The organism is Mesorhizobium newzealandense, from assembly GCF_042682145.1.
GTDB classification, from domain to species: domain Bacteria; phylum Pseudomonadota; class Alphaproteobacteria; order Rhizobiales; family Rhizobiaceae; genus Mesorhizobium; species Mesorhizobium newzealandense.
The window spans coordinates 39,178-52,323 of the sequence record NZ_JBHUGZ010000031.1 but is presented as its reverse complement, the minus strand read 5'-3'; the positions used below and the strand labels follow the sequence as shown (position 1 = coordinate 52,323).

The 13,146-nt window shown below is 64.3% G+C and carries 10 protein-coding genes; all 10 read right to left on the bottom strand.

What is annotated here, in order from left to right:
- Window positions 1-79: 79 nt before the first annotated feature.
- Window positions 80-1,753, bottom strand: coding sequence for a DNA repair protein RecN (gene recN / locus ACFSOZ_RS37470; RefSeq protein WP_379106738.1), 1,674 nt, complete (start codon window positions 1,751-1,753; stop codon window positions 80-82).
- 202 nt (window positions 1,754-1,955) lie between these two features.
- The gene (locus ACFSOZ_RS37465; RefSeq protein WP_379106864.1) at window positions 1,956-2,828 is read right to left on the bottom strand and encodes an outer membrane protein assembly factor BamD; all 873 of its coding nucleotides are present in this window, start codon (window positions 2,826-2,828) and stop codon (window positions 1,956-1,958) included.
- Between the two features lie 266 nt (window positions 2,829-3,094).
- Window positions 3,095-4,045, bottom strand: a complete 951-nt coding sequence (lpxC, locus tag ACFSOZ_RS37460; RefSeq protein WP_379106736.1) for a UDP-3-O-acyl-N-acetylglucosamine deacetylase — start codon at window positions 4,043-4,045, stop codon at window positions 3,095-3,097.
- Window positions 4,046-4,326: 281 nt separating this feature from the next.
- Window positions 4,327-6,006, bottom strand: a complete 1,680-nt coding sequence (gene ftsZ, locus ACFSOZ_RS37455) for a cell division protein FtsZ (RefSeq protein WP_379106734.1) — start codon at window positions 6,004-6,006, stop codon at window positions 4,327-4,329.
- Window positions 6,007-6,072: 66 nt separating this feature from the next.
- The gene (ftsA, locus tag ACFSOZ_RS37450) at window positions 6,073-7,380 is read right to left on the bottom strand and encodes a cell division protein FtsA (protein WP_023757015.1); all 1,308 of its coding nucleotides are present in this window, start codon (window positions 7,378-7,380) and stop codon (window positions 6,073-6,075) included.
- A complete protein-coding gene (locus ACFSOZ_RS37445; protein WP_379106733.1) occupies window positions 7,377-8,318 on the bottom strand; it encodes a cell division protein FtsQ/DivIB in 942 nt (313 codons plus the stop codon). Before ACFSOZ_RS37445 ends, ftsA begins: the two co-directional genes overlap by 4 nt.
- Window positions 8,306-9,232, bottom strand: a complete 927-nt coding sequence (locus tag ACFSOZ_RS37440; protein WP_379106731.1) for a D-alanine--D-alanine ligase — start codon at window positions 9,230-9,232, stop codon at window positions 8,306-8,308. Before ACFSOZ_RS37440 ends, ACFSOZ_RS37445 begins: the two co-directional genes overlap by 13 nt.
- 421 nt (window positions 9,233-9,653) lie before the next feature.
- On the bottom strand, window positions 9,654-10,619 hold the full coding sequence (gene murB, locus ACFSOZ_RS37435) for a UDP-N-acetylmuramate dehydrogenase (protein WP_379106729.1): 966 nt from the start codon (window positions 10,617-10,619) through the stop codon (window positions 9,654-9,656).
- Window positions 10,616-12,022, bottom strand: coding sequence for a UDP-N-acetylmuramate--L-alanine ligase (gene murC, locus ACFSOZ_RS37430; RefSeq protein ID WP_379106727.1), 1,407 nt, complete (start codon window positions 12,020-12,022; stop codon window positions 10,616-10,618). Before murC ends, murB begins: the two co-directional genes overlap by 4 nt.
- Window positions 12,019-13,146: an undecaprenyldiphospho-muramoylpentapeptide beta-N-acetylglucosaminyltransferase gene (gene murG, locus ACFSOZ_RS37425; protein WP_379106725.1), complete on the bottom strand. Its 1,128-nt coding sequence runs from the start codon at window positions 13,144-13,146 to the stop codon at window positions 12,019-12,021. Before murG ends, murC begins: the two co-directional genes overlap by 4 nt.

Sequence of the window (13,146 nt, the reverse complement as noted above, 5' to 3'; positions counted from 1 at the left end):
AGATCAGGATTTTGGGAAAATCATTCCTGAACAGCAGGATGGAGCCATATCCTGACTCGGCCCATGACGCCGGTTGTTCTTATGCCGCCGTGGTGTTTTCGCGCAACAATCGTTCGGCTGCCGCGCGCGCCTCGTCGGTGATGGTGGCGCCGGCCAGCATGCGCGCGATCTCTTCCTGCCGCGCCGGCCGATCCATCTCGGCAATGCCGGTCGCGACCCGGTCGGTGCTGCCCGATTTGGAGATCAGGAAATGCGTCGCCGCGCGCGCCGCCACTTGCGGCGCATGCGTGACCGACAGCACCTGCACGCGCTTCGACAGCCGCGCCAGCCTCTGGCCGATGGCATCCGCCACGGCGCCGCCCACGCCGGTGTCGATTTCATCGAAAACCAGCGTCGGCGCCGAGCCACGGTCGGCCAGCGCCACCTTCAGCGCCAGGAGGAAGCGCGACAGCTCGCCACCGGAAGCAACCTTCATCATCGGCCCGGGCCGCGTGCCGGGATTGGTGCGCACCCAGAACTCGATCTGGTCGATGCCCTCTTCCATGCGGCTCTCGGCCTCGCTCTTCATCTCGACGATGAAGGCGGCGCGTTCGAGCTTCAGCGCAGGCAATTCGGCCATCACCGCCTTGGTCAGGCCGACCGCCGCCGCATGACGAAGCGAAGACAGCTGAGCGGCGGCAATGTCATAGGTCTCACGCGCCGCGGCGGCCTGCTTTTCCATCCCGTGCAGGCGCTCCTCGCCGGCATCGAGATCGGCGAGATCGGCCGACATCGTGTCGCGCAGCTGCGCCAGGTCGTCGACAGCGACGCTGTGCTTGCGCGAGGCGGCGCGCAGAGAAAACAGCCGTTCCTCCGCCTTCTCAAGCCGCTGCGGATCATATTCGGTGGCGCGAAGTGCGGCCTCGACACCCGACTGTGCCGCGTCGAGCGACAGCATCGCCTCGTCAAGCGATTTGACCACGTCGTCGAGCAGGCCCGGCGCTTCCGTCACCTTGCGTTGCAACCGTCTGAGCAGGCTCGCCAGTTGCGGCAGGGGCGAGGACGGGCCGGACAGCACATCCTGCGCATCATGGATTTCGGAAGCGATCTTCTCCGCCCGCATCATCGATGCGCGCAGCTCGGCGAGATCGGTCTCCTCGCCCGGCTGCGGATCGAGCTTCGTCAGCTCCGCGACCGCCGCACGCAGATAATCGGCCTCGCGCGCGGCCGCCGCCACCTTGGCGCGGTGACGCGAAAGTTCCTGCTCGCAGGCGCGCCAGTGCCGCCATGCCTCGCCCGTCGAGCGAACGGCGCCGAGATGGCCGCCGAAAGCGTCGAGCACCTCGCGATGGGCGCCGGGGTCGACCAGAGCGCGTTCGTCATGCTGGCCGTGGATTTCGACCAGCGCGCGGCCGACATCGCGCATCAGCGTGACGCTGGAGGGCTGATCGTTGACGAAGACGCGGGTGCGGCCGTCCGCCGTCTGCAGGCGGCGCAGGATGATGTCGCCGTCATCGTCGATGGCATTTTCGGCAAGCAGCGTGCGGGCCGGATGGTTGCGTGGCACGTCGAAGACGGCGATGACTTGGCCCTGCGCCGCGCCATGGCGCACCAGCGACGCATCGCCGCGCGCACCAAGCGCCAGCGACAGAGCATCGAGCAGGATGGATTTGCCGGCACCGGTTTCGCCGGTCAGCACGGACAGGCCGGGCTGGAAGTCGATATCCAGCTTCTCGATCAGGACGATATCGCGGATCGACAGTCTGGAAAGCATCAGAACCCGGACCTATTGCATGTCGCCCAAAAGTGAACCCGGTTTTGGGACAACGACATGCACGAAAACAAAAGACTTAAAGCGCGACGCGCTTTAAGGCGGCACGCGACCATCTGGAGTCGCAGCGCCGCACTATCTTTTTGTTTGAGCGCCGGATCAATCCGAAAAAGCGTTGCGCACGCTTCGGTCCAATGCTCCGGGGTCAGGCGCCGCCGGTGATCATCTTCCCGGCCTTGGATATCCACGACCCGGCATTCTCGCGCGGCGCAAGCCCATTGCTCTGCAGCAGCTTGTAGGAATCCTTGTACCACGGGCTGTCGGGATAGTTGGTGCCGAGCACGGCGGCGGCGGTCTGCGCCTCCGAGGTCAGGCCCATCGCATAATAGCTTTCGGTCAGGCGGGCCAAGGCTTCCTCGACATGGCGCGTGTTGGAATAGTTCTCCACCACGGTGCGGAAGCGCTTGACGGCGGCGATGTATTCGCGGCGCTCGAGATAGTAGCGGCCGATCTGCATTTCCTTGCCGGCCAACTGATCGTTGGCGAAGCGCATCTTTTCCTTGGCGTCGTCGACATATTCCGATGTCGGCCAGCGCGTCACCAGGTCCTGCATCGTCTGAAGGGTCTGGCGCGCTTCCTTCTGGTCCTGCGTCACGTCCTTGATCTGGCGGTAGTAGCTCAAGCCGATGATGTACTGCGCGTAGGCGGCGTCATCGGTCGACGGATAGAGCGTGAGATAGCGCTTGGCCGAGCCGATCGCCTCATCGTAATTGCCCTGGCGATAGTCGGCGAAAGCACCCATCACCATCGATTTGCGGGCCCACTCCGAATAAGGGTGCTGACGATCGACCGCATCGAACTTCTTGCTCGCCTCTTCCAGGCGTCCGGCATTCAGGTTGGCAAGGCCCTGATTGTATAGAACATCGGCCGGCTCGGTCTGGTCGACATAGGTCGACAGGTCGATATCTTTCTCCGACGACATGCAGGCCGACAGGAAGAGCGATGGAACAACCACCGAAAGCGCCAGGAAAACAGCCCGCTGCGGCGCTTTCAATTGACCAACTCGCTTGAAGAACATGATTGGATTGCGCCCTTTCGGCGTTATTTCAATGCGCGTTTGCATGCCGTTGTCCCAAAACTGGTCCCCACTTCCAGGCGACATGCACTAATCGACGGCAGCAGCCATAAACCATAACCGCCTTGCCCGGCAACGCTATCGCCGGCCAATCGCACATTTTTGTGGCGGTCGGACACGGCTCGAACATCCGTGCAATTTCACCAACAGGGTGGTGCATTCGTGCAACACTCGCTGCCTGCCTTGGAATCCGAAAAAAGTCAGGAGAATCAGATCATCCAAGGCGCGTAGAGCGGCGCGTTGACGGCGTTCATCTCGGCGGAGCGGCCACGCTCGCGGCGCGTCGTCTCGACGATCTCGAACGCCGTACGATCCGAAAGCAGGCGGCGCAGTGCAGCCGCATTCATCCTGTGGCCGCCGCGATAGGAGCGGAAGCAGCCGATGAAACGGGCACCGGCCAGCGCCAAGTCGCCCATGGCGTCCAGTGTCTTGTGGCGCACGAATTCGTTGGGATAGCGCAGGCCGCCCATGTTGATGACGCGGTTGTCGTCACCGATCACCAGCGAGTTCTCCAGCGAGGATCCGAGCGCGTAGCCGGCGGCCCACAGCCGCTCGACGTCCTTCATGAAGCCGAAGGTGCGGGCGCGCGCGATGTCGCGGCGGAAAATATCGGCGTTGAGGTCGGACGCGAACAGCTGGCGGCCGATCGCCGGGCTTTCGAAGTCGATCTCGATCTCGAAACGGGTGCCGTCATAAGGCTTGAACTCCGCCCACGAGGCGCCGTTCTCGATGCGGACCGGCTTCATGACCCTGATATAGCGCCGCTTGACCGGGAGCGTCTCTATGCCCGCCTGGTCGATGGCTTCGACGAATGGCATGGCGCTGCCATCGAAGATGGGAACCTCGGAACCGTCGATCTCGATGGCGACATTGTCGATACCGAGCCCGAACAGCGCAGCCATGATGTGCTCGACCGTGGCGATGTGCTCGCCAGCGGGATCACCAAGCATGGTGCAAAGATCAGTGGCGCCGACTTCGGAAACCAGGGCGCGGAACTCGCGGCCCTGCTCTGCGCCTTTGAAAAGCTGGAACACGATGCCGGTATCGGCATCCGCCGGCATGAAGCTGATGGAAACTTCCTTGCCGCTATGGACGCCGGTGCCGGTAAGCGACGCGCGCGTCTTCACTGTCGTCTGATAGTCGTGCAAGACAATCCCCATAAGCCCGTAATGCCTAGGTCCGCTTCTCCAGCCCGAGGGCGCGGCTCTTTGTTGAAATCGGCAGGCGGGGCGACTTCCCCCGAAATCCCGGCAAACCGACTATGGTAGGCAGCGAAGATAAGGTCGCGGGAGGGAGACTCCAAATCACGGTTTCTTACTCTTTGTAACCGCGAACCGGATCCTGTCCGGCTTTGTAAGTACTTGAAATCACATCATTTAAAACGTTAACAGGCAAGCAATTCCTTGCCTGCCTGTTAACAATCGTTAAAGCCCGTTTACGATCAGTTGGCCTGGCGGCGCAGGAACGCCGGAATCTCCAGCTGATCGTCGTCCTGAGTCGCCCTTACCTGCGGTGTCAGGCGGCCCTGCTCGTCGAGTTGACCACGGCGCGGCGCGTAGAGCTGCGCATCCTGGCTGGCAAGACGGCGCACTTCAGGAGCGGCCTGGCGCAGCTTGGGTTCGCGCGGCTGCGCCGGCTGCAGCCGTGCAGGCTCTTCCTCGCGACGGGTCAGGCCGTTGGTCAGGCGCTTCAGCAGGCCCATCGGTCCGCTGTTGTTCTCGTGGTCGACCGGGCGGCTCTTGGCATCCACCTCGGCCTTGACGACCGGCGGAAAGTCCTCGACGCGCGGCATCCGCTGCGGCGCCATGGCCGGCTGCGGGGCTTCGCGCTGCAGCATTTCGCGCGGCTGCGGAGCCGGCTGCATCTGCTGGACCACGGGCTGCGGCATCGGCTGTGCTGGCGGCGCCTGAAAGATCTTGCTCTGCGGGCGGAAATCGTCCGCGTGGGCGACCGGAACCGGACGAGCCTGTGCCATCGCCGCTGCATTTGCTTCGGCCAGCTGGATGGCTTCGGCGACCGGGTCGATGGCGCGCGGTTCATAGGCGGTCTGCTGCACCGGCGCCGGGCGGCTTTCCACCGCGGCAACGGCCGGACGGCTGGCCGGCTTCGGTGGCGCCGTGCGGATCGAGATCGGCGCGGCGGCGATTTCAGCCGCCGACTTGTCGATGCCGGTGGCAACCACCGAGACGCGGATGACGCCTTCGAGTTCCTCGTCGAAAGTGGCGCCCAGGATGATGTTGGCGTCCTGGTCGACTTCCTCGCGGATGCGGGTCGCCGCTTCGTCGACCTCGAACAGGGTCAGGTCGCGGCCGCCGGTGATCGAGATCAGCAGGCCTTTGGCACCCTTCATCGAGGTCTCGTCGAGCAGCGGATTGGCAATGGCAGCCTCGGCGGCGGCCATCGCGCGGCCCTCACCGGAAGCCTCGCCGGTGCCCATCATCGCCTTGCCCATCTCGCGCATGACCGAACGGACGTCGGCGAAGTCGAGATTGATCAAGCCTTCCTTGACCATCAGGTCGGTGATGCAGGCAACACCGGAATAGAGCACCTGGTCGGCCATGGCGAAGGCGTCGGCGAAGGTGGTCTTGTCATTGGCCAGCCGGAACAGGTTCTGGTTGGGGATGACGATCAGCGTATCGACGCATTTCTGCAGTTCCTCGATACCAAAATCCGCCGTCTTCATCCGGCGCTGGCCTTCGAAATGGAATGGCTTGGTGACGACGCCGACGGTGAGGATGCCCTTTTCGCGGGCGGCACGCGCCACGACCGGAGCCGCACCGGTGCCGGTGCCGCCGCCCATGCCGGCGGTGACGAAGCACATATGGGTGTTGGACAGATGATCGATGATCTCGTCGATGCATTCTTCCGCCGCCGCACGGCCGACTTCCGGCTGCGATCCGGCGCCCAGCCCCTCGGTGACATGCGCGCCGAGCTGGATCAGCCGGTCGGCCTTCGACATGGTCAGCGCCTGGGCGTCGGTGTTGGCCACCACGAACTCGACACCGCGCAAACCGGCGGTGATCATGTTGTTGACGGCATTGCCGCCGCCGCCGCCAACACCGAACACGGTGATGCGCGGCTTAAGCTCGGTGATGTCCGGCTTCTGCAGATTGATGGTCATTGTCTCCGTCCTTTGCCTTTCACGCCGCTTCGCCGCCGCGGCCGCCTATGGGGCTGTCCCCGTCAATTAGAAACTGTCTCTCAACCACTGACTCATGCGATGCAGTTTTCCACCCGTCCCAGTCATTCTCAGACCGGAAATTCCTTTCGCCGGATGGCTCTCGAAGCTCGCCATCTGCGGATAGATCAGAAGCCCCACCGCGGCCGAGAAGGCCGGCCCTTTCGCCGCTTCCGGCAGGCCAGCCACGCCGAGCGGGCGGCCAATGCGTACATTGCGCCCCAGGATGCGGCGCGCCGCTTCCGGCAGGCCGGCAAGCTGGCTGGCGCCGCCGGTCAAGACAACGCGCTTGCCCACCGCATTGCCGTAGCCGGACTTGTTCAGCCGGTCGCGCAGCAGTTCGAGCGTCTCGTCGATGCGGGCGCGCACGATGCGCGTCATCACCGAACGCGGGATTTGCAGCGGCACGTCGCCATCGTCGCCGATCGGCTGGATCGAGACCAGGTCGCGATCGTCGGCACTGCCCGGCAGCGCCGAGCCATGCATCACCTTCAGCCGCTCGGCGGCGTCGAGCGAGGTCGACAGCCCCTTGGCCATGTCCAGCGTGACGTGGTTGCCGCCGATGGCGATGGCATCGCCATGAACGAACTTGCCTTCCGAAAACACCGAGATCGTCGTCGTGCCGCCGCCCATGTCGATGCAGGCCGCGCCCATTTCCAGTTCATCGTCGACCAAGGCAGCCAGTCCGCTTGCATAGGGTGTCGCCACCATGCGCTCGACCGACAGATGCGAGCGGTTGATGGAAAGCTCCAGGTTGCGCATCGGCGCGGCGTCGCCGGTCAAGACGTGCATGTCGACGCCGAGTGCGTCGCCGACCATGCCGCGCGGATCACGCACGCCGCGCTCGGCATCGAGCGAGAAGCCGACCGGGAGCGAATGGATGACCTCGCGTTCGGCTTTCAGGGCCTGCTTGGCGCCGGCGCCGAGCACGCGCTTGATATCGGCTTCGTCGGCCTCGTGGCCGCCAAGATTGATGGTGGCCGAGAAGGCTTCGCTCTTCAGCCGGCCGGCAGTCATGTTGACGATGAGCGAATCGACCGTCAGCCCAGCCATGCGCTCGGCGGCGTCGACGGACAGACGGATGGCATGCTCGGCGCGGTCGAGATCGACGACGACACCCGACTTCACGCCTTGCGACTTCTGATGGCCGATGCCGATCACCTGGATCCGGTGCGAACGGCCGCGCAACAGCTTGCCGTCATCGCTCGGCTTCAGCTTGGCCACCATGCAGCAGACCTTGCTCGAACCGACATCCAGCACCGTCAGGGTGCCGGACCGGCGCGACGAGGCATCGCCATGACCGCCAAGCCAGCTCATATCTTCGTCTCCGGCTTGCGCTTCAGGCTCTTTGGTTTTTCGTTGAGGGCGGCCTCGCGCTGCGTCGCCGCTTCCGGCGTCAGCTGCACGACCAGCCGGTCGGTCAGGCGCATGTCGACGGCAGCGATGTCGCGCGACAACAGCCCCTTTTCCTGGTCCATCTTGACGAGTTCGGCGATCGCCTGGTCCTCGCCATCCTCGGGAAGCTTGATGGTGACGCCGTTGTCCAGCTTGAGGTCCCAGCGCCGCTCGCCGACGCGGATGTAGCCTTTGATCCGGGTCGCGAGCTCGGGGTATTTTTCGAGCTTGGCCAGGAAGTCCGGCGCCTTGGCCGGCGCGCCGACGCCGATCAGCAGCGGCAACAGCACCTGCTTGCCGCCGGAGAACGGCGCAATCACGGCGCCATCCTTCTCGATGACAGAGAGCTGATCGCCTTGCTGCCAGAGCGCGAAGGCCTCGCGCTCCTCGACACGCACTTCCAGCGTGTGCGGATAGACCTTGCGCACCGCCGCGACCTCGATCCACGGCAGGCTGGAAATCCGTTCGCGCGCCGCCTCGGCGTCGAAACCGATCAGCGAGGTCCAGCCGTCGAGTTCGAGCCTGTCGAGGATGTCGATCTCGGAGGTCTGGCGATTGCCGACCACCTTGACCTGATCGACGGCAAAGCCGGTGCGGGCAGTGATGCTCTGTACGATGCCGTCGACATGGCCGCCGAGATAGGCGCCATAGGCACTGCTCGAGGCAACCAGCACGGCAGACATCATGGCCGCAGAGAAGCGCGGCGCCTGGAATTCACCCACGCCCAGGCGCGCCAGAATGCGCACCGGGCGGCGAAGCACACGCGGCAGCACGAAATGGTCGAACGACAACGGCAGGCCGAACAGCGCCGGCCCGGCCGCGCCCTTCCCCTTGCCTTGTCCCCATTTCAACGCAGACACGAAGCGTCCTCCACCATCCAACTCAACAAATCGCCAAACGAGTGCCCGGCCTGGGCGGCGATTTCAGGCACCAAGGACGTCGGCGTCATACCCGGCTGGGTGTTGACCTCGAGCCACACAACCTCGCCGTTTTCGGAATGCCGATCGTCATAACGGAAGTCCGACCGGGAAACGCCCCGACAGCCGATCGCTTGGTGAGCCTTAAGCGCCAGTGTTTGTATTTTTTGGTAAATATTCGGTGAAACTTTTGCGGGGCATTCGTGCTTTGATCCCCCGGCGACATATTTTGAATCATAGTCGTAGAAGGAATGGCCGGTCGGGATGATCTCGCAGACCCCCAGCGCCACATCGCCCATCACCGCGCAGGTCAGCTCCCGGCCGTGGATATAGCGCTCGACCATGACGGTATCGCCATATTTCCACTCCGACGAGCCGATGATCTGCGGCGGATGCGACTGCCCCTCATGCACGATGACGACGCCGAAGCTCGAGCCCTCATTGACCGGCTTGACCACATAGGGCGGCTTCATCGGGTGCTTGCTCTGGATGGCGAAGCGGCTAGCTACCTTCGATTCGGCGACAGGGACGCCGACCGACCTGGCAACCCGCTTGGCCTGCTCCTTGTTCATGGCCAGCGCCGAGGCGAGCACGCCTGAATGGGTGTAGGGCATGCCGAGATATTCGAGGATGCCCTGGATGGTGCCATCCTCGCCAAACGGGCCGTGCAGCGCGTTGAAGGCGACATCGGGCCGGAGCTCGGCAAGCACCGAGCCGACATCGCGCCCGACATCGACGCGCGTGACCTGGTAGCCTTCCTTCTCGAGCTCATCGGCACAGGCCTTTCCCGAGGACAGAGACACGGGCCGCTCGGATGAGAAACCACCCAGCAGGACGGCCACATGCTTGCTTTTCATTCCCCGTCATCCCCTCTCATGGCGGACCAAAACCCAATATTTTCCGCAACATTGAGTCAGAGTCTCCCGGCAGGTTGCCCCCCAGACGGAAAACGCTGAAAACGCGTCGAACGACTCAAATCAGGAAACGCTTTGGAGCAGAGAATCAGAGAGTTGATTCACTGGCAAGCGCTTACGATTCCGAGAGATTCACTTTCTGAGAAAATGGATGAGAAAAGTGTGCCGTTGAGTCTTTGGAGCAACGGTCGCGGGCTGTTTCGGCCTCGTTGAAGTTCATGCATCACGTGAACTTCAACGCGCGCCAAGCTGTATTGAGATTCAAGTCAGGCCAGGCCGGAGTCGAAGACGGGCGCGAAGCGACCAAACTAGATGGCTTTCGAGAACCGGAGCGGCCGGCATCACCCCTGAATATCAGCGCACCTTAGAGGAGTTGCCCGAGAAATTCCTGGACGGCATGCCCCGGCCGGAAATTGCCGATGCGCTTGATTTCCCATTGCAGCCGGATGCCCGAATTCTCCAGCACCCGCGTGCGCACCGTCTCGCCGAGATATTCAAGGTCGTAGCCGGTCGCGGTTCCGGTGTTGATCATGAAGTTGCAATGCATCGGCGACATCTGCGCGCCGCCGATCATCAGGCCGCGGCAGCCCGCCTTGTCGATCTCCTTCCAAGCCGACGTGCCGTCGGGGTTCTTGAAGGTCGAGCCGCCGGTCTTCTCGCGGATCGGCTGCACGGTCTCGCGGTGGTTCTGCACCGCATCCATCGCCGCCTTGATCGCTGTCTTGTCCTCGGCAAAGCCCTCGAACACGGCCGAGGTGAAGATCAGGCCGGCAGGTGCCGCCGAATGGCGATAGGCGTAGCCCATATCGGCATTGCTCAGCGTCTGGACATTGCCCTTGCGGTCGAGCGCGCGCACCTCGACGACGCGCTCGCGCGTCTCGACGCCATTGGCGCCGGCGTTCATCCGCAGCGCGCCGCCGATGGCGCCCGGAATGCCGTAATAGAAATGAAAGCCGCCAATGCCGGCTTCGAGCGCCACTGCGGCGACGCGTTTGTCGGGCGTGGCGCCGCCGGCCTTGATCCTTGTCGGCCCGATGACCTCGGCCTCGCCAAAGCCTTTCGCCGAAAGCCGGATAACAAAGCCCGAAATGCCGCCGTCCCGGACCAGAAGGTTCGAGCCGACGCCGACGATGGTCAGCGGTATGTCTTCGGGAACGGCTTTGAGGAACGCGGCAAGGTCGTCCTCATCGGCCGGCTGGAACAGCACCTCGGCCAGCCCTCCGGCGCGAAACCAGGTGATCTTGTCCATCTCCGCATTCGGCGTGAGGCGGCCACGCAGGCCGGCAAGCCGGTCGCCAAGTCTGTCGATCAGGTCCTGGCCGTGCATCATGAGTCCGTCCCGCCAAGCTCCTTGGGCAGCGCATAGGCCCATTGGGTGATGTTGCCGGCACCGAGGAAGACGACGAAGTCGCCGGGCTTGGCCAGATCGCGGATGATTGGCGCGATTGCTGCCGGACCCTCGATGTAGCGCGCGTCGCGATGGCCGCCGGCACGGATGCGCGACACCAGCGCATCGGATGTCACGCCTTCGATCGGTTCTTCGCCGGCCGCGTAGACCGGCGCCACCATCACCGTGTCGGCGTCGTTGAAGCAAGTGGAAAACTCGTTGAACAGATCGTGCAGCCGGGTGAAGCGGTGCGGCTGGGCGATGGCGATGACGCGGCCCTGGGTGGCGCTGCGCGCCGCCTTCAGCACCGCCGAGATCTCGACCGGGTGGTGGCCGTAATCGTCGAACACATCGACGCCGTTCCACGAACCGGTATGGGTGAAGCGGCGCTTGACGCCGGCGAAGGACGACAGGCCCTTCGTGATCGCTTCGGCGGACAGACCGAGTTCATGCGCCACCGCGATCGCCGCCGTCGCGTTGGAGACGTTGTGACGGCCGGGCATCGGCAGGCGCAGGCCGGCGATCGTCGTCTGGCCACCGCTCTTGCGGTTGCGGATCACCACGTCGAATTCCGAAATGGCACCGGCCATGCGGTGATTGGTGAAGCGCACATCGGCCTGCGCATTCTCGCCATAGGTGATGACGCGGCGATCCTCGATGCGGCTGACCAGCGCCTGCACTTCCGGGTGATCCGTGCACATGACGCCGAAACCGTAGAACGGCACGTTCTCGACGAACTGGCGGAACGCCTCGCGCACCTTGTCGAAGCTGCCATAGTGGTCGAGATGCTCGGGATCGATGTTGGTGACGACGGCGATCTCGGCCGGCAGTTTGAGGAAGGTGCCGTCGCTCTCGTCGGCCTCGACCACCATCCACTCGCCGTCGCCCATGCGCGCATTGGTGCCATAGGCATTGATGATGCCGCCATTGATGACGGTCGGATCGAGCCCGCCGGCTTCGAGCAGTGTCGCAACCATGGAAGTCGTCGTCGTCTTGCCATGCGTGCCGCCGATCGCCACCGCCTGGCGAAAACGCATCAGCTCGGCCAGCATCTCGGCACGGCGCACGATCGGCAGCAGCTTCTCGCGCGCGGCCTTCAGTTCGGGGTTGGTTTTCTTGATCGCCGTCGAGACGACGACAACCTCGGCATCGCCGAGATTTTCGGCCTTGTGGCCGACGAAGCATTCGATGCCCTTGTCGCGCAGCCGCTGCACATTGGCGCTGTCGGCCTGGTCGGACCCCTGCACCTTGTAGCCGAGATTGTGCAGCACCTCGGCAATGCCGCTCATGCCGATGCCGCCAATACCGATGAAATGCACAAGGCCGATGGTCTGCGGCATCTTCATGCGTGCGTCCCCTTCCTGAAGTCTGAAACGGTTTTTTGGGACGCAATAGCCTCTGTGAGATCGGCGAGCAACCGTGCCGCGTCGGGACGGCCGGCCGATTTCGCGCCCGCCGCCATGGCCCCCAGCCGCTCGGGGTTGTCCATCAGCGCGCCGAGGAGCGCCGCGATGCGCTCGGGCGAAAGCGAGGATTGCGGGTGCACTTCGCCACCGCCGGCGGCGGCAAGGGCTGCCGCGTTCGCCGCCTGGTCGTGGTCGAGCGCATAGGGATAAGGCACCAGCAGCGCCGGCCGGCCAATGACAGCGATCTCCGAAACGGTCGAGGCGCCGGAGCGCGAGATCACCAGATGCGCCGCCGCCATGCGCTGCGCCATGTCGGTGAAGAAGGGCGAGACTTCGGCGGCGACGCCAAGGGCGGCATAGGCCGCCTTCACGCGCGCCACATCATCGGCGCGCGCCTGCTGCGTGATCACCAGCCGCTTGCGTTGCGTTTCGGAGAGCATGGCGATGGCCGCCGGCACCGCGTCCGAGAAGAACTGGGCTCCCTGGCTGCCGCCGAACACCAGCAGGCGGAACGGCTCCTCCCCGGTCGATGCCGCATAGGGCGTCTTGGCCGCTTCCAGCACGGGAGGCCGGACCGGATTGCCTGTCGTCACCGTCTTGGCGCCGGCTGCACTGGTGTCCTGCGGCAGGAAGCCGCCGGCGATCGCATCGACACGGCCGGCCAGCGCCCGGTTGGCGCGCCCCATCACCGCGTTCTGCTCATGGATCAGCGTCGGCACCTTTCGCCGTGTCGCCGCGTAAAGCGGCGGCAGGGTCGGATAGCCGCCGAAGCCGACGACGGCATCCGGCTTGATCCTGGCGATGACCGCGGAAGCCTGGCGTACGCCGCGCCAGATTTTCCAGAAGGCGCCAAGCAGGGCGATGGGATTCTTCGAGCCCATCGTCGCCGACTGGATCGGATGGATGGCGGCAGCCGGGAAATGGCCGGCGAAGCGCTCGGCACGGTCGTCGGTGGCCAGATGCACCGTCCAGCCGCGCTCGTTCAGCTCATGCGCCAGCGCTTCGGCCGGGAACAGATGCCCCCCGGTTCCACCCGCGGCAAGAAGGATGACACCCCTCGCCAT